This window comes from Rhizobium sp. P28RR-XV (genome assembly GCF_012641385.1).
Classification (GTDB): Bacteria; Pseudomonadota; Alphaproteobacteria; order Rhizobiales; family Rhizobiaceae; genus Rhizobium.
In genome coordinates this window covers 353,139-375,569 of the sequence record NZ_JABAIG010000004.1, presented here as the reverse complement: position 1 = coordinate 375,569, position 22,431 = coordinate 353,139, and the positions used below count along the sequence as shown (strand labels likewise).

At 61.0% G+C, this 22,431-nt stretch carries 20 protein-coding genes; 12 read left to right on the top strand and 8 right to left on the bottom strand.

The window, feature by feature from the left end; genetic code table 11:
• Nucleotides 1–96: 96 nt before the first annotated feature.
• Nucleotides 97–1,947 (top strand): ABC transporter ATP-binding protein/permease, encoded by a 1,851-nt coding sequence (locus HGP12_RS11170; RefSeq protein ID WP_168878771.1) that lies wholly within the window; start codon nt 97–99, stop codon nt 1,945–1,947.
• 107 nt (nt 1,948–2,054) lie between these two features.
• Here the strand turns inward: HGP12_RS11170 and efp are convergent, their stop codons facing one another.
• Nucleotides 2,055–2,624, bottom strand: coding sequence for an elongation factor P (efp, locus tag HGP12_RS11165; protein ID WP_168839751.1), 570 nt, complete (start codon nt 2,622–2,624; stop codon nt 2,055–2,057).
• A 151-nt stretch (nt 2,625–2,775) separates the two neighbouring features.
• On the opposite strand from efp, the gene epmA reads away from it, so the two are divergent.
• The 7 genes from epmA to HGP12_RS11130 all read left to right on the top strand — a co-directional run bounded on the left by epmA (nt 2,776) and on the right by HGP12_RS11130 (nt 11,120).
• The gene (gene epmA / locus HGP12_RS11160; protein WP_168878770.1) at nt 2,776–3,840 is read left to right on the top strand and encodes an EF-P lysine aminoacylase EpmA; all 1,065 of its coding nucleotides are present in this window, start codon (nt 2,776–2,778) and stop codon (nt 3,838–3,840) included.
• On the top strand, nt 3,837–4,889 hold the full coding sequence (locus HGP12_RS11155) for a lysine-2,3-aminomutase-like protein (RefSeq protein ID WP_168878769.1): 1,053 nt from the start codon (nt 3,837–3,839) through the stop codon (nt 4,887–4,889). The genes epmA and HGP12_RS11155 overlap by 4 nt, the downstream gene beginning before the upstream one ends.
• A 356-nt stretch (nt 4,890–5,245) precedes the next feature.
• Nucleotides 5,246–5,497, top strand: coding sequence for an acyl carrier protein (locus HGP12_RS11150; protein ID WP_112336202.1), 252 nt, complete (start codon nt 5,246–5,248; stop codon nt 5,495–5,497).
• Nucleotides 5,497–6,690 (top strand): acyl-CoA dehydrogenase family protein, encoded by a 1,194-nt coding sequence (locus HGP12_RS11145; RefSeq protein ID WP_168878827.1) that lies wholly within the window; start codon nt 5,497–5,499, stop codon nt 6,688–6,690. The genes HGP12_RS11150 and HGP12_RS11145 overlap by 1 nt, the downstream gene beginning before the upstream one ends.
• A gap of 5 nt (nt 6,691–6,695) precedes the next feature.
• Nucleotides 6,696–7,604, top strand: coding sequence for an amino acid--[acyl-carrier-protein] ligase (locus tag HGP12_RS11140; RefSeq protein ID WP_168878768.1), 909 nt, complete (start codon nt 6,696–6,698; stop codon nt 7,602–7,604).
• An 8-nt stretch (nt 7,605–7,612) separates the two neighbouring features.
• Entirely contained in the window at nt 7,613–8,572 is a 960-nt protein-coding gene (locus HGP12_RS11135) for a DUF1839 family protein (protein ID WP_168878826.1), read from the top strand.
• A gap of 76 nt (nt 8,573–8,648) precedes the next feature.
• The gene (locus tag HGP12_RS11130) at nt 8,649–11,120 is read left to right on the top strand and encodes a glycoside hydrolase family 2 protein (protein WP_168878767.1); all 2,472 of its coding nucleotides are present in this window, start codon (nt 8,649–8,651) and stop codon (nt 11,118–11,120) included.
• 32 nt (nt 11,121–11,152) lie between these two features.
• Here the strand turns inward: HGP12_RS11130 and HGP12_RS11125 are convergent, their stop codons facing one another.
• From HGP12_RS11125 to HGP12_RS11100, 6 genes are all read right to left on the bottom strand, one after another.
• Nucleotides 11,153–12,232 carry an ABC transporter ATP-binding protein gene (locus tag HGP12_RS11125; RefSeq protein ID WP_168839756.1) on the bottom strand — a complete coding sequence of 360 codons (1,080 nt, stop codon included), beginning with the start codon at nt 12,230–12,232 and terminating at the stop codon, nt 11,153–11,155.
• Between the two features lie 44 nt (nt 12,233–12,276).
• Complete coding sequence (locus HGP12_RS11120; protein WP_168839757.1) at nt 12,277–13,347, bottom strand: Gfo/Idh/MocA family protein; 1,071 nt, start codon at nt 13,345–13,347, stop codon at nt 12,277–12,279.
• A gap of 7 nt (nt 13,348–13,354) precedes the next feature.
• A complete protein-coding gene (locus HGP12_RS11115; protein ID WP_168839758.1) occupies nt 13,355–14,380 on the bottom strand; it encodes a Gfo/Idh/MocA family protein in 1,026 nt (341 codons plus the stop codon).
• A gap of 73 nt (nt 14,381–14,453) precedes the next feature.
• Entirely contained in the window at nt 14,454–15,338 is an 885-nt protein-coding gene (locus tag HGP12_RS11110; protein WP_168878766.1) for a carbohydrate ABC transporter permease, read from the bottom strand.
• The gene (locus HGP12_RS11105) at nt 15,331–16,242 is read right to left on the bottom strand and encodes a carbohydrate ABC transporter permease (protein WP_205926429.1); all 912 of its coding nucleotides are present in this window, start codon (nt 16,240–16,242) and stop codon (nt 15,331–15,333) included. The genes HGP12_RS11110 and HGP12_RS11105 overlap by 8 nt, the downstream gene beginning before the upstream one ends.
• Nucleotides 16,243–16,303: 61 nt before the next feature.
• Nucleotides 16,304–17,587, bottom strand: coding sequence for an ABC transporter substrate-binding protein (locus HGP12_RS11100; protein ID WP_168839761.1), 1,284 nt, complete (start codon nt 17,585–17,587; stop codon nt 16,304–16,306).
• 81 nt (nt 17,588–17,668) lie between these two features.
• Here HGP12_RS11100 and HGP12_RS34450 point away from each other — a divergent pair, with 81 nt between their 5' ends.
• The 4 genes from HGP12_RS34450 (at nt 17,669) to HGP12_RS11085 (ending at nt 21,773) form a co-directional block, all read left to right on the top strand.
• Complete coding sequence (locus tag HGP12_RS34450; protein ID WP_281408213.1) at nt 17,669–17,797, top strand: hypothetical protein; 129 nt, start codon at nt 17,669–17,671, stop codon at nt 17,795–17,797.
• Nucleotides 17,769–18,464, top strand: a complete 696-nt coding sequence (locus tag HGP12_RS11095; RefSeq protein WP_168878764.1) for a TetR/AcrR family transcriptional regulator — start codon at nt 17,769–17,771, stop codon at nt 18,462–18,464. The genes HGP12_RS34450 and HGP12_RS11095 overlap by 29 nt, the downstream gene beginning before the upstream one ends.
• 377 nt (nt 18,465–18,841) lie before the next feature.
• Nucleotides 18,842–20,263, top strand: coding sequence for a mandelate racemase (locus HGP12_RS11090; protein WP_168878763.1), 1,422 nt, complete (start codon nt 18,842–18,844; stop codon nt 20,261–20,263).
• A 244-nt stretch (nt 20,264–20,507) separates the two neighbouring features.
• Nucleotides 20,508–21,773 (top strand): Gfo/Idh/MocA family protein, encoded by a 1,266-nt coding sequence (locus HGP12_RS11085; RefSeq protein ID WP_168878762.1) that lies wholly within the window; start codon nt 20,508–20,510, stop codon nt 21,771–21,773.
• A gap of 31 nt (nt 21,774–21,804) precedes the next feature.
• Here the strand turns inward: HGP12_RS11085 and HGP12_RS11080 are convergent, their stop codons facing one another.
• Nucleotides 21,805–22,392 carry a transglycosylase SLT domain-containing protein gene (locus HGP12_RS11080; protein ID WP_168878761.1) on the bottom strand — a complete coding sequence of 196 codons (588 nt, stop codon included), beginning with the start codon at nt 22,390–22,392 and terminating at the stop codon, nt 21,805–21,807.
• Nucleotides 22,393–22,431: the final 39 nt, after the last annotated feature.

Sequence of the window (22,431 nt, the reverse complement as noted above, 5' to 3'; positions counted from 1 at the left end):
TGTATATACGAACGTGATCGCACTGATCTATTGCAAGGATGGACATGGGGGCGGGTCATGGTTAACTGACGAGATGTGCGTCGCAGGGAAGTGCTGATGGCAGTTGAAATGCAAGCCAAGCCGAATATCCAAGGGAACGAACAGGTCGGATACGATTTGAGCATCTTCTTTCGACTGAGGATGATGTTTTCCGCTTTCTGGAATTCGCCCGTCCGCATCAAGATCATTTCGCTTACCGTCGCGCTCTTCGTGATCATCCTGGTTACGGCCTATGTTCAGGTGCTGCTCAACAGCTGGAATGCGCCCTTTTACGATTCGCTAGCAAGGCGCGATATCGCCGCCTTCTTCCATCAGCTCGGCGTCTTCAGCATCATCGCCGGCTCGCTTCTGTTCCTCAATGTCATCCAAGCCTGGCTCAGCCAGATGACCGCGCTCTATATGCGCGAGGGTCTGGCGCGGGATCTGGTCAATCAGTGGCTACAGGCCAAGCGCGCGCTTCGGCTCGCCTCGTCCGGGCTGATCGGCGTCAATCCAGATCAGCGCCTGCATGAAGATGCCCGCAATCTCGCCGAAAGCACGACGGGGCTTGCCATCGGCCTGGTGCAGGCGACGATACTGCTGCTGAGCTTCATCGGTGTGCTCTGGGAACTGTCCAGCGGCATGGTGTTCAAGGTCAACGGCGCGAGCTTTGCGATCCCCGGCTATATGGTCTGGGCGGCGATCCTTTATGCCGGCTCGGCCTCGTTCCTCAGCCAGTTCGTCGGCCGCCGGCTGGTGCGATTGAATGCGGACCGCTATTCGAAGGAAGCCGAGCTGCGCTTTGCGCTCATGCATGCCAACGAGCATATGGCGGCGATCACCATTGCTGGTGGCGAAGAGAACGAGCGGCGGCGGATCAATCTCGATATCTCCGCGGTCCTTGGCGTCATCCGCCAGCTTGCCATCGCCAATACAAACCTGACCTGGGTCTCGGCAGGTTATGGCTGGCTGGTGCTGATTATTCCGATCCTCGTTGCCGCACCCGCCTATTTTTCCGGCGGGCTGACCTTCGGGCAGCTTATGGTGGCTGTCGGCGCCTTCAATCAGGTCAATTCGGCATTGCGCTGGTATGTCGCCAATTTCGGCCCGATTGCCGAATGGCGCGCCACGCTGATGCGCGTCACCGATTTCCGCAAGGCACTGACGGAAATGGACGACAGGACGCCGATGCCGCATACGCTCGTCTTCGACAAGGCGGCGCCGGGCACGATGGTATGGACCGATCTGGAAGTTTCCACCAAAACCAATGACGAGGCCACGGAGAACGGTTTCTCGGTTGCCGAGGGCACCGTCACCATTCATGCCGGCGAGCATGTTATGATCAACGGCGATCACGGCGTGAACCGCAGGCTGCTGTTCGAGGTGCTGGCGCACCAGTGGTACAGCGGCTCCGGCACGGTGAGCTTGCCGCCGATGGACGATATGCTGTTCATGCCGCATACGCCCTACGTTCCGAGCGGCACGTTGAGAGAGGCGATCTGCTTCCCCGAGGATCGCGACGCTTATGACGATGCCGCCGTCAATGCCGTCATGGACACGGTGGGGCTCGGTCGCCTCAAGAGTCGCCTCGACACGCAAGCCCGCTGGGATCGATTGCTGGATACCGAAGAGCAAAAAGCCATCGGTTTTGCGCATCTGCTGCTGGCAAAGCCGAAATGGGTCATCCTGGACGATGCCCTGGAAGGGCTGGAGGCCGAAGTTCAGGCCAAGGCCTGTGCCTTGCTGGCCGAATTACCCGATGCGACCCTGATCTATATCGGCCGCTCCGAGGCCTTCATGCAGGCCATGTCGCCGCGCCTCCTGCATTTGCAGAATTTGGCTCCGCATGAGCATAGTATCGAGATTGATACGCCGCCGGAAACCGTCAGCGCGGTACAGAAGAATCAGAAAAAGGCCAATGCGCCATGACGCCATCTCGCGTGCTTTGGCGAGCTTGATTTGAGTCCATTCGCTCGAAATGCAAAACGCCCCGTCATGGAGACGAGGCGTTTTTCAATGCGGAAAGAAGCCGATTCTCAGTCCTTGGCGCGCTCGACGTAGGAATTGTCTTCCGTAGCGATGACGACGCGGGTGCCGGCGTTGATGTGCGGCGGCACCATGGTGCGTACGCCGTTCGACAGCATGGCGGGCTTGTAGGAGGACGATGCCGTCTGGCCCTTGACGACCGGCTCGGTCTCGGTGATCTCGAGCGTGACGTGGCGCGGCAGTTCGAGCGCCAGCGGAATACCTTCGTGGATCGACAGCACGCAGGTCATGCCTTCCTGCAGATAGGCCTTCTGGTCGCCCATGGTTTCGACGTCGACGACCACCTGGTCGTAGTTGGACGGGTTCATGAAGTGGAAGCCTTCGCCGTCCTCATAGAGATACTGGAAGTTCACGTCCTCGACGAAAGCGCGCTCGACCTGCTCGGTGGTGCGCCAGCGCTCGGAGACCTTCACGCCGTCGACGATGCGGCGCATGTCGACCTGCGTAACCGGCGTACCCTTGCCCGGATGAAAGTTCGCGGCGGTAAGAACGACATAGAGCTTGCCGTCGACGTCGAGAACGTTGCCCTTGCGGACGGAAGAGGCGATGACCTTGACCATAAGACTTCCTTGTAACGCTGCGTTTTGCGTCGTAGAGGGACTGTCGAAATGCTCTCCGAGACGCAGCAATTGTTTGCTTGGGGGCGCAACTACCCTAAATTAATGGAAATTGCCACCCCTAAGGCGGCTGGTGTCCTGAAGAAAGCTAGGAATGAAGCCGAAGTCGAGCAAAGCGTCCCCCTGGTGGACCCGCAATGTCCATGCGGACCGGCGGCCGTTCCTCATCGGCCGCAATGCCATTCAGGCGGCGCTGCGGACTTTCTTTGCGCGCAACGACTTCATCGAGGTGGATACGGCGACGCTGCAGGTATCGCCCGGCAATGAGGCGCATCTGCATGCCTTCGAGACCGAGGTGGTGACGACCGACGGCAGGGCATCGCGTCTTTATCTGCACACCTCGCCGGAATTCGCCTGCAAGAAACTCTTGGCGGCCGGCGAGGAGCGCATCGCCTGCTTCGCCCATGTCTACCGCAATCGCGAACGCGGACCGCTGCACCATCCGGAATTCACCATGCTCGAATGGTACCGGGCAGGCGAAAGCTACGAGAGCCTAATGGCCGATTGCGCAGCGCTGCTGAGACTCGCGGCCGAGACGGTCGGGGCGAAGAAGCTAAGCTATCGCGGTGCCGAGACGGATCCGTTTCTTGCGCCCGAGCGCATCAGCGTCGCCGCCGCCTTCGAGCGCTATGCCGGTATCGATCTTTTTGCCTCCATCGGCCGCGACGGATCGACGGATCGCGAGCGCCTGGCGGAGGATATGCGCCGGGCCGGCATTCGCGTTGCCGGCGACGATCTGTGGCAGGATCTCTTCAGCCGGGTACTGGTCGAGAAGATCGAACCTAATCTTGGCTTCGGCCGCGTCACGATCCTCGATGAATATCCCGTTTCCGAGGCAGCCCTTGCCCGGCCTTCGGCCAGGGACCACCGCGTTGCGGAGCGTTTCGAGCTCTATGCCTGTGGCGTCGAGCTTGCCAATGCTTTCGGCGAGCTCACAAATGCCAAGGAGCAGCGACGCCGGTTCGAGATCGAGATGGCGGAAAAGCAACGCGTCTATGGCGAGACCTATCCGCTGGACGAGGATTTTCTGCAGGCGCTTGCCGTCATGCCGGAGGCAAGCGGCATTGCGCTCGGCCTCGACCGGCTTGTGATGCTGGCGACCGGCGCCTCGCGGATCGAGCAGGTGCTGTGGGCGCCGGTCGCGGAGTATGACGCATGAATGCGATACGTCCGATCCGGAACATCGGCGAGCTTGAGCGTGCCGGGCTGATCGATGCCGATCAGGCGATCGCGCTCGAAGCGGTGGCAGAGCGTTATGCCGTCGCCTTGACGCCGACCGTTACGCGCTTGATCGACCCCGCCGATTCCGTCGATCCCATCGCCCGGCAGTTCGTTCCCGACATGGCCGAGTTGGTCGTCACGCCCGAAGAGCGCGCCGATCCGATCGGCGATCACGCGCATAGCCCGGTCGAAGGCATCGTGCATCGCTATCCGGACCGTGTGCTGCTGAAAGCCGTGCATGTCTGCCCGGTCTATTGCCGCTTCTGCTTTCGGCGCGAAATGGTCGGGCCGCAGGGGCTCGGGACGCTGGATGGCGACGCGCTTGACGGTGCCTTCGCCTATATCCGCGACCAAAAAGAGATCTGGGAGGTCATCCTGACGGGCGGCGATCCGCTGGTGCTTTCGCCGCGGCGGCTGAAAGAGATTCTCAGGCAGCTTGCCGATATCGATCATGTGAAGATTGTCCGCTTTCACACCCGCATTCCGGTCGTCGATCCCTCGAGGATCGATGCGGCGCTGATCGCGGCTCTGAAGGCGAGCGGCAAGACCCTCTACGTGGCGCTGCATGCCAATCATCCGCGTGAGATGACGGACGAGGCGCGCGCGGCCTGCGCCCGGCTGGTCGATGCCGGGATCGTACTCGTCAGCCAGTCGGTTTTGCTGAAGGGCGTCAATGACGATCCGGATGTGCTGGCGGCGCTGATGAAGGCTTTCGTCGAGACGCGGGTGAAGCCCTATTACCTGCACCATCCTGACCTTGCCCCCGGCACTAGCCATTTCCGCGTGACGATCGCCGAGGGGCAGGCGATTGTCGCGGCACTGCGCGGCCGTATTTCCGGCCTTTGCCAACCGACCTATATTCTCGATATTCCCGGTGGTTACGGCAAGGCGGATATCGGCGGGAGTTCGGTTCGCGCGCTGGGGGAAGGCTGTTATTCGATTTCGGACTACCGCGGCGGCGAGCACATCTATCCGCCGGAAGCCTAGAGACCTCTGTCCGGCCTATGTTATCACTGACGCTATGATTGTTATGAGGTTTTTTGAATAAAACGTGGCGGCGAATTTTGGCGCGTTAACCTTCTTGTGCATTTCAACGTTCCCAAAATCGTCGTTCCACAATATTAGTTATTCATGATATTAATGCGCGGGCCGTGAGTTAGATGGCTTACGCATGGTAAATTTCAATCAGACAAGTGTTGTATATAGCAATTTTCCACAAAGTATAAGTTAGTTGTATTTACCACGTCGCTTAGCGGAATGTTCTATTTTACCTGTTACTTCTTGGCGAACGATAAGACGGCATGACTTCGGTCGTGCTTTCCATTGCCAGAAGGGACTAGACTATGAATAAGACGATTCGCGATTTGCTGGCCAAGTTCGGTACGCTTCCCGTTGCTGTCGACCAGATCGAAGACGATGCCGATCTTTATGCTGCGGGATTGTCCTCCTTCGCTTCCGTGCAGCTGATGCTTGGCATCGAGGAAGCCTTCGACATCGAATTTCCCGATAACCTGCTGAACCGCAAGTCCTTCGCCAGTATCGCCGCAATCGAAAGAACCGTCGGCATGATCCTGGACAGCAGAAAGGTCGCATGATGAGTGCGGCGGTCGCTCTGCTTGAGGTTGGGACGGGCGAGGGGGCGGCGGCGCGCGCCGCCCGTGTCGCTGTAATCGCCAGCCAACATGCCGATGCCGTCGATACCGAGGGCCGGTTCCCACACGAAGCCGTCGACGCGATGCGCGCCGAGAAGCTGCTCTCCATACAGATCCCCGCCGAGCTCGGCGGCGAGAGCGCGTCGATCACCGAGATTGCCGAGATCTGCTCGATCCTCGGTCAGGCCTGCGCCGCCAGCGCCATGGTCTTCGCCATGCATCAGATCAAGCTTTCGAGCCTAGTCGAGCATGGCGCCGATAGTGACTGGCACCGCGACTTCATGCGCAGCATCGCGAGGGAACAGCTGCTGCTGGCTTCGGCGACGACCGAAGGCGGGATCGGCGGCAACCTGCGCAACAGCATCTGCGCCATCAAGGTCGAAGGCGATACTTGCTACCTCGAAAAGGATGCGACCGTCATTTCCTACGGCGCCCATGCCGACGCCATCCTGATTACCTCGCGCAGCCATGCCGAGGCGGCGTCCTCCGATCAGGTTCTGACCTGCTTTCTGAAGGACCAATACGATATCAAGCGCACGGTCGAGTGGAACACGCTTGGCATGCGCGGCACCTGCTCCGACGGCTTCCTGTTCAAGGGCCAGGCTCCGGCCAGGCAGATCCTGCCGAAGCCGTTTGCCGAAATTGCCGCGCAATCGATGCTGGCAAGCTCGCATCTTCTCTGGAGCGGCGTCTGGTACGGCATTGCCGCCGACGCGGTTTCCCGCGCGCAGGCCTTCGTGCGCGCCGCGGCCCGCAAGTCTCCCGGTGCGCCGCCGCCCGGCGCGCTGCGCCTGGCCGAAGCCTCCAGCATGCTGCAGATGGTGAAGTCCAACGTCGTTGCCGGGCTCAAAGCCTATGAAGAGGCGAAGCTCGATGCGGACCGCCTGTCGTCGATGGGTTTTGCCGTGGCGATGAACAACGTCAAGATCGCCTCCTCGGAGATGATCCTGCCGATCATCAACCACGCGATGCTGATCTGCGGCATCATGGGCTACAAGAACGGTACGCCCTATAGCCTCGGCCGCCACCTGCGCGACGCGCACTCAGCTCAATTGATGATCTCGAACGACCGCATCCTCGGCAATACGTCGACCATGCTGCTCGTCCACAAACAAGATACCAGCCTGTTGGGGTAATCGTCATGGATATGCAGACCTCGTTTCTCGACCGCCTTTTCGAATCCGGTCTTCTGATCGACACCGGCGTTGACGGCCTTTACGGCCGCAGCGGTCAGTTCGAAGACGTCATTGCCGCTTTCGAGCGCCTGATCGACACGTTCGGCGGCGCCGATGGCGCCGAGGCCATCCGCTTTCCGCCCGGCATGAACCGCGCCTTCTTCGAAACGAGCGGTTACATGAAGAGCTTCCCGCAGCTCGCCGGTACGGTGCACAGCTTCTGCGGCAACGAGCTCGATCATATGAGCCTGCTGAAGTGCATGGAAGTCGGCGACGACTGGACCAAGGACCAGCAGGCGACCGATATCGTGCTGACGCCAGCAGCCTGCTATCCGCTTTATCCGACGGTCGCCAAGCGCGGCGCATTGCCTGACACCGGCGCGCTCTTCGACCTGCAATCCTATTGCTTCCGTCATGAGCCTTCGAAGGACCCGGCCCGCCAGCAGCTCTTCCGCATGCGCGAATATGTCTGCATGGGCAGCGAAAAGCATGTGACGGATTTCCGGCAGAGCTGGATGGATCGCGGTGTCGAGATGATGAAGGCCGTCGGCCTCGACGTGACCATCGACGTCGCCAACGACCCGTTCTTCGGCCGCGCCGGCAAGATGCTCGCCAATAACCAGCGCGACCAGAACCTGAAGTTCGAGCTGCTGATCCCGATCACGTCTGCCGCCAAGCCGACCGCCTGCATGAGCTTCAACTACCATCAGGATGCCTTCGGCACGAAGTGGGGCCTGAACTTTGCCGACGGCAGCGTCGTGCACACGGCCTGCGTCGGCTTCGGCCTGGAGCGCATCGCGCTGGCGCTGTTCCACACCCACGGTCTCGACGCTAGGGAATGGCCCGAGAGCGTGCGCAAGGCGCTGTGGGGCTGATCGCTTCCATGGCTGCCGTGTTTCAGGGATTGGATCCCACCGCCTACAAGCCACATGCGCTGCACGACAGCGAGCGCATGTGGCCCGAGACCAACTGCTACATCGATCTCTGGATCGAGGTGCTCTCAAGCCTGAAGCTGCCGCCGGAAGCCATGCTCGGCTTCACGGTGACACAAGATTTCGAAGGCGACCAGTTCACCTTCTTCAAGGTGCCGCTCGAAGATCTGGAAGCGCTCTATGGTGTGCGCTGCACCGAGCTTGCAATCTACGACAAGGTGCAGAACCATGTCGTCGAGCAGATCGGCCGCGGCCGGCTCTGCCTGGTCGAGATGGACTCCTTCTTCATGCCCGATACGCAGGGCGTCGGCTATCGCCGCGAACACGGCAAGACGACGGTGGCGATCAACCGGCTCGACATGGAAGGCCGCACAGTCGATTACTTCCACAATGGCGGGTTCTTCCAACTGTCGGGCGAGGATTTCGATGGGCTCTTCCAGCTGCATTTGACAGATGAGGACCTGCCCTTCCTGCCCTACACGGAATTTGCGAAATTCCCGGAGAAGTCACCGGGCGAAGCCGCAATCCGTCAGACGGCGCGGCAGCTTCTGTCCTTCCATTTCCGCCGCCGGCCACGCGCCAATCCGATCCGCGCCTTTGCCGAATTCTTCCCCGCGCAGGTGGAAGCGATCGCCGAACGGCCTTTCGGTTTCTTCCATAAATACGCTTTCAACACGCTGCGTCAGCTCGGCGCCAATTTCGAGCTAGCCGGCAGTCATTTCGACTGGCTGACAGCCGACTTGTCCGATGCGGCCGGAGAAGCGCGGAAAATTTCCGAGACGGCGAAGTCGGTGCAGTTCCAACTCGCCCGCGCCGTCACGCGCAAGAAATTCGAGCCGTTGCGGACAGCGCTTGATCCGGCTGCAGATGCGTGGGATTCCATGATGAGCGAGCTCGAACGGAAGCTTTGACCGGCTTCCGTTCGATCGCGATACGGCTGGGTTATTTCTGAACATATTGGGGCGGGGGAAATCCTCCGAAAATGTCATGGGCGGGCGCTTGGCGGATCTCGGCGGTGGAATGCGGCTGAGCGAGGGTTGGAATCTGGTGTTCACGGATGCAGGCACCTGCATTGCGCCCTCCGATGTGCCGCTGACGTCTGGCTTCATCCCGGCGCCCGTGCCGGGCACGGTGGCGGAGGCCTTGGAAAAGGCCGGGCGTTTCGACCGGACGAAGCCGCAGCTTCTTCAGGACCGCGATGCCTGGTACATCTGCCGTTTGGTGGATGCGGGGGCGGGAGAGGCGGTTTTGCGGCTGGAGGGACTTGCGACGCTTTGTGAAGTTTTTCTCAACGGCCAGAAAATCCTTGTCTCCGAAAGCATGTTCGAAGCGCATGACGTCGACGTCACCCTGCTTGGCGGCGACGAGCTGGCGCTCTGTTTCCGCGCGCTGGAGCCGAAGCTTTCCGAGCCAGGGCCGCGCGCCCGCTGGCGACCGCAGATGATTACGCCGCAGGGCCTGCGGATGGTGCGCACGACGCTGCTCGGCCATATGCCCGGCTGGTGCCCCGAGGTTCAGGCCGTCGGCCCCTGGCGGCCGATTTCACTGCTGCGGCCGAGCGCGCCTGTTGTTCGTGATCTTTCCCTGCGGCCGGACCTGCTCGAAAATGGCGAGGGCCGACTCTATGCCTCGGTTGCGATCGAGGGCGATGTCGAAGAGCTGGCGCTGCGATGCGGCGAGACGGAGCAGGCGTTCGAGAACGATGGTGCCGGCCGCTATACCGCAATCCTGAAAATTCCCGATGTGGCGCCCTGGTGGCCGCATACGCATGGTGTGCCGCATCTCCATGATGTCACGCTCGTCATCGATGGGGTCGAGCACGCGCTTGGGCAGACTGGTTTTCGCCGGCTGTCGGTCGATCGCGGGACCGACGGGCAGGATTTTGCACTGATTGTCAATGGCGAGCGGATTTTCTGCCGTGGCGCAGTCTGGACCACGGCTGACATCGTGCGCCTGCCGGGCGGCCGCGACGATTACCTGAGCTGGCTACGGCTGGCGGCCGAGGCCGGCATGAACATGATCCGCATCGGCGGCACCATGGCCTATGAGACGCCGGACTTCTTCCGCCTCTGCGACGAACTCGGCCTGCTCGTCTGGCAGGATTTCATGTTTGCCAATTTCGACTATCCGAAGAACGACAAGGCCTTCAATACCCATGTCGAGGTCGAGGTTTCGCAGCTTCTGAACCGTACCCGCCTGTCGCCTTCGCTGGCTGTCCTTTGCGGCGGCAGCGAGATCCACCAGCAGGCGGCGATGATGGGCCTGCCCGAACAGTTCTGGAAAAGTCCTGTTGTCGAGGAGATCATTCCTCCACTGGTGCAATCGCTCCGGCCGGATGTGCCTTATGTCGTCAATTCACCCTCCGGCGGCCCTATGCCGTTTTCGCCGAATGCCGGTGTCACGCATTATTACGGCGTCGGCGCCTATATGCGGCCGCTTGCCGATGCGCGCCGCGCCGATGTCCGCTTTGCCGCCGAGAGTCTCGCTTTCGCGCATGTGCCGCAGCCGCGCACGCTCGGCCGGCATCTGCCTGTTCCTGCGGTCCATAGCCCGCTATGGAAGGAACGCGTGCCGCGCGATCGCGGCGCTTCCTGGGATTTCGAGGATGTGCGCGACCATTATCTTCACGAGCTTTATGGTTTCGAGCCCAATCGGCTGCGGCGGGAAGATCCCGATCTCTATCTTAACCTCTCCCGCGCTGTGACCGGCGAAGTGGCCGAGGAGACCTATGCCGAGTGGCGCCGCCACGGTTCCGGCTGCAACGGGGCGCTCGTCTGGACGCTGCAGGACCTGCTTCCCGGCGCCGGCTGGGGCGTGATCGACTCGACCGGGGAGCCGAAGCCGGTCTGGTATGCGCTGCGCCGTGCCTTCCGGCCGGTGCAGGTGCTGCTCGTGGACGAGGGCACGAACGGTCTCGACGCGCATATCATCAACGAAAGCGATGCGGTGCTTGAGCTGACGGTCGAGGTCTCCTGCCTGCGCGACGGCCATCAGATCGTCGTCGGCGGTGGCCGCGATCTGGTCGTCGAAGCCCGCGGCAAGCAAAAGATAGCCTGCACTGATCTTTTCGGCGCCTTCTTCGACACGACCTATGCCTTCCGCTTCGGCCCGCCGTCGCATGATGTTACGGTGGCGCGGCTGACGACATCAGCGACCGGCATGGTGATCGCTCAGGCCTTTTACTTTCCGCTGGGACGAGCCAGGGCGTTTCACGATGCCGAGATCACGGCGTCGGCGGTGCAGGAGGGCGAGGACTGGTTCCTCGATCTCAGCACCGATAGGCTGGCGCAATCGGTGCAGATCGATCTGGAGGCCTATCGGGCGGAGGATGACTGGTTCCATCTTGCACCGGGCAGCAGCCGGCGCATTCGGCTGGATCGGCGGGACGGTATTCCGGCCGATGCCATTCCGATGGGCCAGATCCGCACCATCGGCAGCCGGCGGATCGTCGAGGTTTGATTGGGGCGAGATAGGTCCCGCGCTAGCTCCAACTACAAAGTCACGCCATCCGGGCCAAACAGGTGGCAGCGCTCGGGATCGATATGGATGCTGACCGCTTCTCCGGCGCGGATGGCCTGCTGGTCCTCCAGCGCGACCGTCAGCGCCTGACCGCCGTGCAGCGTGACGTAGAGGATCGTCTGGCCGCCCAAATGCTCGACGAGATCGACGCGGGCATCGCCGAGCGCCAGGCCGCGATCGCCAACGTTCAGATGTTCCGGGCGTGCGCCGAGGGTCACGGGCTGTCCGGGCTGGAGGCTGCCCAGCCGGCGCGGCAGGCGCACCGTCTGGCCGGCGAGATCGATGACGGCGGACCCATCATCGGAGGCGACGACCTTCGCATCGAGGAAGTTCATTTTCGGCGAGCCGATGAAGCCGGCGACGAACTTGTTCGTCGGCTTGTTGTAGAGCTCAAGCGGTGCGCCGACCTGCTCGATCTTGCCGCCGTTGAGAACCACAATCTTGTCGGCCATGGTCATGGCTTCGGTCTGATCGTGGGTGACGTAGATCATGGTGTTGCCGAGCCGCTGGTGCAGGCGGGCGATCTCGACGCGCATCTGCACGCGCAGCTCGGCGTCGAGGTTCGAAAGCGGCTCGTCGAAGAGGAAGATGTTGGGCTCGCGCACGATGGCGCGGCCAATCGCGACACGCTGGCGCTGGCCGCCGGAAAGCTGCTTCGGCTTGCGTTGGAGAAGCTGGGTGATCTGCAGGACCTCCGCCGCTTTTTCGACGCGCGGATGGATCTCCTGCTTCTTCATGCCGGCGGTTTCGAGGCCGAAAGCAAGGTTCTTGTAGACGGTCATATGCGGGTAGAGCGCATAGGACTGGAAGACCATGGCGATGCCCCGCTTTGAGGCGGGGACATCGTTCATGCGACTGCCATCGAGATAGAGCCCGCCGCCGGAAATCGGCTCCAGCCCGGCGATCATGCGCAAGAGCGTGGACTTGCCGCAGCCGGAGGGGCCGACGAAGACGGTGAATTCCCCCGGTTCGATTTCCAGATCGATCCCGTGAACCACCTGAAGCTCGCCATAGCGTTTGATGACTTTCTGCAGCGATACGCTTGTCGCCATGGGTGCTTCCTCCTTATTGGTCCTGATGGCTCGCGGGGCAACGTTCATGACGGCCTCCAGCTCTTGTATTTCTTGGCTTCCGGCCCGACGGGAAAGCGGACTTCGGCGCGGGTTTCCGACGATTCGTAGAATGCGGTGACCAGTTCCAGCGCCTGGCGGGCATCGGCCGTCGTCACCGGCAGCGGTCCGCCCGATACCAGTGCTTCGTGGAACAGCTTCATCTGCGTATTGAAACGATTCGGAATCGCCGACCAATCGGCGAGCAGCGCATCGATCTTCGCGCCGATCTCGTCATTGGCGGGGACGATCTTCCAAGGGTCCTGGCCGGGGCTGTAGGGCTCGTGGTTGCTTTCGATCAGGACGTTTTCGAAGGCGAGGCGCAAGCGGCTGATCTGCTCCTGTGAGCCGAGCGTGGCGCTGATGGTGGCAAGCGCGCCGTTTTCCATCAGTAGGCTGGCGCTGGCGCAGTCCTCCACCTCGATATCGTTGACCCTTGTCGCAACGCGGCCGAAAAGGCCCGCGATCGGCCCCATCAGGTAGGTCAACATGTCATGCAGATGGATGGAGTGCGTCATCAGCACGCCGCCGAGTTCGGTATCCCATTTGCCGCGCCAGGGAACCGCATAATAATCGGCGCCGCGAACCCAATGGGTCTCGGAGGTCGCGACATAGGGCTTGCCGGCAATGCCTGAAGCGATGATGCGCTTGGCCTTCTGGATGCCGTCGCCATAGCGATACTGGAAGATCGGCATCAGCCGGCCTTTGGCTGTCTTCTCGGCCGCGATGACGGCGTCGACATCGGCGAGCGAACCGACGAGCGGTTTTTCGCAGACCACATGTTTGCCGGCGGCAAGCGCCTGCATGATCAGCTGGAAATGCGAGCCGGGCGGCGTGCAGATGTCGATAATGTCGATATCGGGCATGTTCAGGACTTCGGAGAAATCCTTGAGGCGCCTGCGGATGCCGAATTCGTCACCGACGGCGTTCAGGCGCTCCTCATTGAGATCGCAGAGAACGGCGACCTCGAAACGGTCTGAATGCGGCAGATAGCCTTCGACGATGTGGGATCGGCCGATGCCGAGGCCGATGATCGCGACTTTCTTGATGTCGGACATATCGCAATTACCTTTGAATGCTGTTGAGCGATGTTGCCTCGGCGAGCGCCTGCGCCTTCAGCGCGAGCTCCATGGCCTTAAAGCAATGTTCCTGACCCATGGCCGTTTCGGTGCGGTCTCTTATGTCGGCGGCAAGCTGGCGGCCGTAGGGCAGGTCGAAGCCGGTGCAGTCGATATGCTGCATGCCCTTGCGATCGGTGAGGAAGAGGTGATCGGTGCCAGGGCGGCCAGCGACGTCGATATATTTGCGCAGCTCGATCGTGCCCTCGGTGCCGACAATGAAAAGGCGGCCGTCGCCCCAGGTGGAAAGCCCGTCCGGCGTGAACCAATCGACGCGGACATAGCCTGTCACGTCAGGCGTGCGCAGATGAAAATCGCCATAATCCTGCAGGCCGGGCGTTTCGGGATTGGCGCGGTTGGACACCGTCGCAGACAGCACTTCGGCTTCAAGGGAATCTGCGAAGAATAGGAACTGCTCGCATTGGTGCGAGGCGATGTCGGTGATGATGCCGCCATAGCGCTTGCGGTCGAAGAACCAGTCCGGCCGGGTCGGCTTGCGCAGACGGTGCGGGCCGAGGCCCGTCGTGTGGATGACCTTGCCGATGGCGCCGGCCTTGACGAGTTCGCCGGCCTTGACCGTGGATGCCGTCTCGAAATGCTCGGAATAGAGGATGGAGACGATGCGCTTGGTCTCGGCCTGCACCTTTTTGACTTCCGCAAGCTGATCCAGCGTCACCATGCCGGGCTTGTCGAGCATCACGTCCTTGCCGTGGCGCATGGCCTCGATGGCAAGGCCGGCCCGCTCGCTGGAGATTGCGGCGCTGACGATCAGCGCGATGGAGCTGTCCTCCAGGATTTCTCTTCTGTCGGTGACGCGTTTGGCCTGCGGAAAGCGCCCGGCGAAAGCGGCGGCGAGATCGTCTTCCACCGCATGGAAGGCGACGAGTTCGGCGCCGGCCCGCAGCATGACGTTGACCTGGCCGTAGATGTGATCGTGATTGAGGCCGATGGCGGCAAAACGCAGCGCGCTCATGCGACATTTCCTTTCAATAGGTTTGTTGGTTCACAGCCCCAAATCTTGGGTATTCGGGACTGTTGGTTCTTAGTCAGCGTTTGAGGCCGGCGGTTGCGATGCCGTCGATCAGCAGTCTCTGGAAGAAGAGGAAGATCAGGAAGACCGGGATCAGCGACAGGCTCGACATGGCAAACAGGCTGCTCCAGTCGGAACTTCCCGTGGAATCCACGAAGGAGCGCAAGCCGAGCTGCACCGTGTATGTGTTGATGTCCGAAAGGTAGATCAGCGGCCCGAAGAAATCGTCCCATGTCCAGATGAAGGAGAAGATGGCGGCTGTTGCCAGAACGGGAAGCGACAGTGGCAGCATGATGCGCCAATAGATGCGCCACGCGCTGCAGCCGTCCATCATCGCAGCCTCGTCCAGCTCGCGCGGAATGCCGCGGAAGAACTGCACCATCAGGAAGATGAAGAAGGCGTCGACCGCGAGAAATTTCGGCACGACGAGCGGCAGCATCGTCTTCACCCAGCCGAGCTTCAGGAAGAGGATATATTGCGGGATCAGCGTGACGTGATAGGGCAGCATCAGCGTACCCAGCATGAGGGCGAACCAGAAATTCTTGCCCCAGAAATTCAGCCGCGCGAAGGCATAGGCCGCCAGCGAGCAGGAAATCACGTTGCCGATGACCGAGAGCACGGCGATGACGACCGAATTCCAGACGAATTTGCCGAAGGTCACCTGGCCGCCGAACCAGCCGCGGGCATAGGAACTGAAATCGAAATGCGACGGGATCAGCGATGCCGTGCCGAAGATCTCGTTTTGGTCCTTGATCGAGCCGGAGAGCATCCAAAGCAGTGGATAGAGCATCACGATCGATGCGGCGACGAGGGCGATGTGGATGAGGACAGAGAGGAACCACGGGCGCTCGCGCGGCGGCTTCATATCCTCGGCAAAATGGGTGAGCTTCGCGTCAGTCATCGTAGTGGACCCAATAACGAGCGGAGAGGAAGGAGAAGGCGGTGAAGATCGCGATGATAACAACCAGAACCCAGGCCAGTGCCGAGGCATAGCCCATGCGGAAATAGCCGAAGGCTTCCTGGTAGAGATAGAGCGTGTAGAACAGCGTCGAATCGATCGGTCCGCCGGTGCCTGACGAAATCACATAGGCCGGCGTGAAGGCCTTGAAGGCGTCGATCGTCTGGACCACGGCGTTGAAGAAAATCACAGGCGTCAGAAGCGGAAGGGTGATCTTGAAGAAGATCCGCGCCTTAGAGGCGCCGTCGAGACTGGCGGCCTCGTAGAGATCGGTCGGTATCTGCCTGAGGCCGGCCAGGAAGATGATCATCGGCGAGCCGAACTGCCAGATGGCGAGAATGACAAGCGTATAGAGCGAATAGTCCGGATTGGATATCCAGCTCGGCCCGTTGATGCCGAAAGTGTACCAGAGCAGGGTGTTGACGATGCCGTCGGCATCGAAGATCTGCCGCCACAGCACCGCGATCGCAACGCTGGAGCCGAGTAGCGACGGCAGGTAGAAGATGGCCCGGTAGACCGGAAGTCCCCGGATGCCGCGGTTGAGCAGCAGCGCCACCGAGAGCGCGAAGGCAAGCTTCAGCGGCACGGAGCAGACGACGTAAAACAACGTCACCTTCATCGACGACAGGAATTTGTCGTCCGCCGTGGCGATCCGCATGTAGTTGTCCAGTCCAACCATGTTCGGCGCCTGGAGCAGATTATAGTCGGTAAAGGACAAATAGAGCGAGGCGATCGCCGGTCCGAGGGTCAGTCCGAAGAAGCCGATGAACCACGGCAGAAGGAAGAGATAGCCGGGTGCGTTGCGCGAAAACGCGCTCGGCGCCTTATAGGCGGTTTCCACGCGCAACGGCGCGCGCGCGCCGACGGCCAAGCCGCCGGCAACGCTCTTGCTGTTTGTACCCACGGTATCAGCCTCGCGTAATGTTTGCTGCTGCCTGTTCGGTGAATTTCGCGCCAGCGTCCTGTGTGCTGGTTTTGCCGAATGCCGCTTCCTCGGCGATCTTTTTCAGCAGAAATGCGTTCTCGCCGGCGCCATTCGGCGGAGACGGCGGCAGTGCTCCGACACGCGGCGTCAGCCGGCCGATATAATCGACCACCTTCTTGCTTGTCTCATCCAGAGCAGGCGTCAGGAGATCGCGGATCTTCGGTGAGGCGGGAACGCCGCGCTCGACGCCGAGCGTCTTTGCGCCTTCCGGATCCTCCACCAGGTAATTGACGAAGGCGACGGCGGCGTCCTTGTTTGCGGATGTTGCCGAAACCGACATCAGCATCGAGGGTTTCAGGTACTGGCCGGGTTTACCGCCGGCGTCGACCGGATAGGAGACCAGATCGATCTTTTCCTTGACGAGGCCCTGAATGGCGACGAACTGGTTGGAATGAGCGTAGCTGACGGCCGCCTTCTTGGTCACGAGCATGTCGGTTTCGAGGGTCTGCTGATCCAGCGCCTGGACGTCGGCCGGCACGCAGGCGCCGATCTTGCGCATATGGCCCCAGAAATCGAACCATTCGGCCGCATCCTTGGCCTCGAAGGCCAGCTTGCCGTCGGCCGTGTAAAGCGCCTTGCCGCGCTGGCGCAGCCAGCATTCGAAGGCCGGCTCGCCGCCGCTCGCATCCGCCGTGCCGTAGAAGCCGCGCCGCTTCTTGGCGGCCGTCACCTTGGCGCAGGCATCGCCGAGCTGTTCCCAGTTCATGCCATCCTGCGGTGGCTCGACGCCGGCCTCATTCCAGGCGGCCGTATTGACGACGACCATCGAGGAATTCACGCCGAGGCTGACGCCGTAGATCTTGTTGTCGACCTTGCCGGAATCGATGTTGGCGGTACCGAAGTCCTCGATCGCCAGGCTCTTGCCGAGATAGGGCGTCATATCGAGCAGCGCGCCGCGGCGGGCATATTCGAAGATATAGCGATAATCCATCTGGATGAGGTCGGGCGCATTGCCGCCGCCGGTCTGCGTGGCGAGGCGCGTCCAGTAGCTGTCCCAGCCGAAGGATTCGCCGGCGATGGTGATATCCGGGTTCTTCGCCTGATAGGCCTTTACGGCTGCAAACGTACGGTCGCTCCGCTCCTTCGATCCCCACCAAAGAAGGCGCATCGCGGTTGCCGCATTGGCGCGTGAAAGCCCGATACTGCTGAAAGCGAGTGTGGCTGCCATGCCCGCAAGCAATTGGCGGCGGTCGATCGTCAAACTCATCCTGGTCTCCTCCCCAGTGAACCGATGATTTACGAACTGCTTTGCATGATATAACTATTTGGTTACAAGTTGGATAGAAACGTGACCGCTGTCAAGCGCCAATCGCGTTACAATCAAAAACGGGGCTCAGGCGCGCTGGTGGCATCCATCGTTGCAACCCCGATCGTGAAGGAGATCGTCCATGGCGGCCAGGGCGAGGCAACAGACTGAAAATACAGCACAAGCCGACGCCGACAAGACCGTAAAGACACGGCCGGAGAAGGTATCGCGCAACCCGCAACGCACCCATGCTTCGATCCTGGAAGCGGCGACGGAAGAATTTGCCGCGCATGGCTTCGGCGGTGCCCGGGTGGATGCGATCGCCGCGCGGGCGCAGACCAACAAGCGGATGCTCTATCATTATTTCGGCGATAAGGAGGGGCTCTATCTCGCCGTGCTGGAAGCGACCTATGCGACGATCCGCAATGCCGAGAAGCAGCTCGACCTCGCGCGTCGCCATCCGGAGGAGGGAATGCGGGAACTCGCCTTGTTCACCTGGCGGCATTTCCTCGCGCATCCCGAGTTTCTCAGCCTGCTTGCTACCGAAAATCTGCATCACGCCCATTACCTGCAACGGTCCGAGAAGGTCTCGGCCATGCATTCGCATCTTATTGACGAACTCTCGGACGTGTTACGCCGAGGCGAGGCGGACGGCATCTTTCGGCCAGCGATCGATCCAGTATCCGTCTATCTGACGATCGCCGCGCTCGGTTTCTTCTATTTGTCGAACCGGCACACGCTGTCGACGATTTTTGCGCGCAAGCTGGCAAGCCAGGATGCGCTCAATGCCTGGGGCGAACACATCGTTGCGGTCACGCTCGCTTCGATCCGGGCGTAAGGTGCCCAGAAACAGAGGCTTCGGCGCTTTCGAGAAATTTTCAAAAGATGATTGACAAGGCCGGAGGTAACGCGCGATCTTGTAACCATATGGTTACATTGCTTGAGAGAGCAAGCATTTGCTTTTCCTGATTCTGGAGGGAGTCGGGCACGGAGGATAATCATGAAGCCTGTCGTATCGACACGACTCATCGCCTGCCACAAGGCGATGCAACTGGCTGACGGTACAACTGCTTCTGCAGTGAACTAAATAGTCCTCACCCCGGCCCTCTCTCCGCCCCTTCGACAAGCTCAGGGCGGGGAGAGGGCTGATGGGCCATGCACATTGATCCCTATGCAAATCGACTTGCCTGACAATCACAGGAGCCGCCTAACATCATGACCGATCCATTGAAAATCAGGCTTGTCGAGGCTGAGGCATTCGAGCGCCCGGTGAAGTTGCGGCTTCCATTCCGTTTCGGGGCGGCGACCTTGCGGGAGGCGCGGCAGATTTTCCTGCGCGTGCGCATCGAGGATGCGCTGGGGCATTCGGCTGAGGGGATGGCGGCCGAGCTGATGGTGCCGAAATGGTTCGACAAATCGCCCGAGCTTTCCAATGCCGACAATGAAAACCAGCTGCGCCGTTCGCTGGCTCTGGCGCTCGATGCGCTGAGGAGTGCCGGCTCGGCAACGGCTTTCGGGCTGCACGCGGCCGTCGAGGCATCGCACCATGCCCGGGCAGCGGCGGAAAAGCTGAACGGGCTCGTCGCCTCCTTCGGCCTGGCGCTTGCCAACCGGGCTGTTCTCGATGCTCTCTGCCGGTTGGAAGGGTTGACGGTTTCGCAGGCGATCAAGGCGAACCGTCCCGGCATCGATGCATCGACAGTACGCGATCTATCCGGCTTCGATCTCCCGGGCTTCCTATCAACTTTGGAACCTGCCACACGCCTTGCCGCCCGCCATACGGTCGGCCTGGTCGATGCCATCGTGCCCGGAGATATTCCGGCAAGCGAGCGCCTGAACGATGGCCTGCCGGAGAGTTTCGAGGAGGCGATCGACGCCTATGGCCTCACCTTCTTCAAGGTCAAGGTTTCCGGCGCACCGGAGGCCGATATCGATCGTCTCTGCCGCGTTGCTGCCGTCATCGACGCCAAGGTGCCCAGCTATTCGGTGACGCTCGACGGCAACGAGCAATTTTCTTCCGCCGAGGCCGTCGCCGATCTGCTTGCCCGCGTGAAGGATGAGCCCAGGCTGGCGCGGTTTGCAGCCTCGATCCTGTTTGTCGAGCAACCGATCGCCCGTGCCCATGCCTTCGAGAAGCCGGTCAAAGCCCTTGCTGCCTTCAAGCCGGTGGAGATCGACGAATCCGATGCGGATATCAATGCTTTCGTCACGGCCAGGGAGCTCGGCTATACCGGCATCTCCTCGAAATCCTGCAAGGGGTTCTATCGCTCGCTATTGAACCGTGCCCGCGTCGCCAAGTGGAGCGCCGAGGACCGCATTCCCTATTTTATGTCGGCGGAGGATCTGACGACTCAAGGGGGGCTTGCCGTGCAGCAGGACCTGGCGCTCGCTTCGCTGATCGGCATGACGCATATCGAGCGCAACGGCCATCACTATGTCGACGGCATGGCCGGCGCGCCGGAGGCGGAGCAGGCGGTTTTCGCTGACGCGCATTCCGATCTCTACCGCGTCAGCAATGGCCGCACGCGGCTGCGGATCGAGGCGGGACAACTCGCCATCGGTTCCGTTATCAGCGCGGTCGGTCTCGGTTCGTCGGTCACGCCGGACTGGACGGCGATGGAGAGGTCGCCGGCTTAGGATTGAGTTTTGATTTTGACGTCCTGGCGAGCTTGGCCCCTCACTCTAGCCCTCGCGCGCGCGCGCGGAGAGGGAACGACGGAGTAAGACATTTGAATTTGCCGCTTGGATCGCGTCACGGGTTTAGTGGAAAAGCCCCTCTCCCCGCGAGCGGGGAGAGGGTTGGGGTGAGGGGCATACCACCGAGATAAATTCAGGTCGCTGAGGCCTTGCATCATCATTTGCAGACTCCGGAGGAAGAGACATGCAATCGTCATCGAAGAAACGTTACGTTCTGGTCGGCACGGGCAATCGTGGCGCGACCATGTGGGGCAAGGATTTGGTCGAGCGCTGGAGCAATGAGGTGGAACTCGTCGCAGTGTGCGATCTCAATGCCATGCGCGCGAAGCGGGCGTTGGAGTATATCGGCGCATCGGTGCCGGTGTATACTGACTTCGATGAGCTGTTGCGCGTCGAGAAGCCGGATCTCGTCATCGTCTGCACCCGCGATTCCACCCATGACGAGCTGATCGTCAAGGCGATGGAGGCCGGCGCCAATGTCATCAGCGAGAAGCCGATGACGACGACCGTCGACAAGATCAAGCGCATTCTCAATGCCGAGGCGCGCACCGGCAAACGGCTGGATGTTTCCTTCAACTATCGTTTCGCGCCGACGGCTGCGAAGATCAAGGAGCTGATCAATTCCGGCGTGATCGGCGAGGTTACGTCGGTCGATTTCCATTGGTATCTCGATACCAGCCATGGCGCCGATTACTTCCGCCGCTGGCATGCCTTCGTCGAAAATTCCGGCAGTCTCTTCGTCCATAAGGCGACACACCATTTCGACCTTCTGAACTGGTATCTGGATTCCGATCCGGAAACCGTGGCAGCCTTTGCCGATCTCAAGCATTACGGCCGCAAAGGCCCGTTCCGCGGCGAGCGCTGTCGCACCTGTCGATACAAGCACGAGTGCAACTATTATCTCGACATCAGCGCAACGCCATTGCTCGAAAGCCTTTACGAGGAGCCATCGGCGGTCGACGGCTATGTCCGCGATGCCTGCGTCTTCCGCGAGGAAATCGACATTCCTGATACGATGGTCGCGTCGATCCGCTATCGCAGTGGCGTTAACGTCTCCTATTCCCTTAATACCTATATGCCGATCGAAGGCCATCACATTGCCTTCAACGGCCACAAGGGCCGCATCGAGCTGCGGCAATACGAGAAGCAGGATTGGACGACGCCCCCCGCCGACGAGATCGTCGTGATGAAGAATTTCGGTGATGTCGAGCGCATATGGGTGCCGCATTCATCCGGCGGGCACTATGGCGGCGACGACCGGCTGCGGAACATGATCTTGCGTTCCGGCCCGAACGACGAGCTGAAGCAGCGCGCCGGCTCGCGCGCGGGGGCGATGTCGGTCCTGTGCGGTATCGCCGCGCTGCAGAGCAGCCGCACCGGCCAGCAGGTGTCGATTGCCGATATATGGGGCGAGGATGGCGGTTTGAACTTGTTGGAGCCGCGGCCCTAAGGCCGCAGTTTTATGCTTTTCAGCGTCGAAATCAGCTGCAGCTCGGAAGCTGCTGTGCGTAGATCCTCGTCATGCCGTTGAAGCGCTTGGCACCGGCCAGAGCCGTGCCATTGCCGCGCCATGATCCCTGCAGATAGCCCTTGGCGCCTGAATAATAGGCGAGATAGAGATCGTAGGAATCGTTCAGGGCAATGCCGGTCTGCAGGTGGGTCTGGTAGTGATACCAGCCGACGAAATCGACGGCGTCGGAGAAGTTGGTGCGGCTTGCCGTCCAGTTGCCGGTCTCGCGCTTGTACTTATCCCATGTGCCGTCGAGGGCCTGTGAGTAGCCATAGGCCGTCGTCGGACGTTTCCAGGGAATGAAGCCGAGCAGATAACGCCTTGGCGGGCGGGCGCGCGGCCGGAAGCCGGATTCGGTGTAGATCGTCGCCATCAAGATCGGCACCGGCACGCCGTATTTGCGCTCGGTGCGTTGCGCCGCCCGCTGCCAATTGTTGAACCAGCCGTCGCGCTGGTCGAAGATCGCGCAGATGTTGCGGGTGCGCGACGGCGCCGTTGCGCAGCCTGCCAGCACGCCGAGCAGCATCACGGCCAGAATGGAAAGGACGCGGGTACGCATTACTAGAACCTCTTCATTGCTGCGCCGCGCGTCTTCCGG

Coding starts and splice junctions, on each gene's coding strand:
- HGP12_RS11170 (WP_168878771.1), top strand. CDS start 97: ATGGCAGTTGAAATGCAAGCCAAGCCGAATATCCAAGGGAACGAACAG.
- efp (WP_168839751.1), bottom strand. CDS start 2,624: ATGGTCAAGGTCATCGCCTCTTCCGTCCGCAAGGGCAACGTTCTCGAC.
- epmA (WP_168878770.1), top strand. CDS start 2,776: ATGAAGCCGAAGTCGAGCAAAGCGTCCCCCTGGTGGACCCGCAATGTC.
- HGP12_RS11155 (WP_168878769.1), top strand. CDS start 3,837: ATGAATGCGATACGTCCGATCCGGAACATCGGCGAGCTTGAGCGTGCC.
- HGP12_RS11150 (WP_112336202.1), top strand. CDS start 5,246: ATGAATAAGACGATTCGCGATTTGCTGGCCAAGTTCGGTACGCTTCCC.
- HGP12_RS11145 (WP_168878827.1), top strand. CDS start 5,497: ATGAGTGCGGCGGTCGCTCTGCTTGAGGTTGGGACGGGCGAGGGGGCG.
- HGP12_RS11140 (WP_168878768.1), top strand. CDS start 6,696: ATGGATATGCAGACCTCGTTTCTCGACCGCCTTTTCGAATCCGGTCTT.
- HGP12_RS11135 (WP_168878826.1), top strand. CDS start 7,613: ATGGCTGCCGTGTTTCAGGGATTGGATCCCACCGCCTACAAGCCACAT.
- HGP12_RS11130 (WP_168878767.1), top strand. CDS start 8,649: ATGGGCGGGCGCTTGGCGGATCTCGGCGGTGGAATGCGGCTGAGCGAG.
- HGP12_RS11125 (WP_168839756.1), bottom strand. CDS start 12,232: ATGGCGACAAGCGTATCGCTGCAGAAAGTCATCAAACGCTATGGCGAG.
- HGP12_RS11120 (WP_168839757.1), bottom strand. CDS start 13,347: ATGTCCGACATCAAGAAAGTCGCGATCATCGGCCTCGGCATCGGCCGA.
- HGP12_RS11115 (WP_168839758.1), bottom strand. CDS start 14,380: ATGAGCGCGCTGCGTTTTGCCGCCATCGGCCTCAATCACGATCACATC.
- HGP12_RS11110 (WP_168878766.1), bottom strand. CDS start 15,338: ATGACTGACGCGAAGCTCACCCATTTTGCCGAGGATATGAAGCCGCCG.
- HGP12_RS11100 (WP_168839761.1), bottom strand. CDS start 17,587: ATGAGTTTGACGATCGACCGCCGCCAATTGCTTGCGGGCATGGCAGCC.
- HGP12_RS11095 (WP_168878764.1), top strand. CDS start 17,769: ATGGCGGCCAGGGCGAGGCAACAGACTGAAAATACAGCACAAGCCGAC.
- HGP12_RS11090 (WP_168878763.1), top strand. CDS start 18,842: ATGACCGATCCATTGAAAATCAGGCTTGTCGAGGCTGAGGCATTCGAG.
- HGP12_RS11085 (WP_168878762.1), top strand. CDS start 20,508: ATGCAATCGTCATCGAAGAAACGTTACGTTCTGGTCGGCACGGGCAAT.
- HGP12_RS11080 (WP_168878761.1), bottom strand. CDS start 22,392: ATGCGTACCCGCGTCCTTTCCATTCTGGCCGTGATGCTGCTCGGCGTG.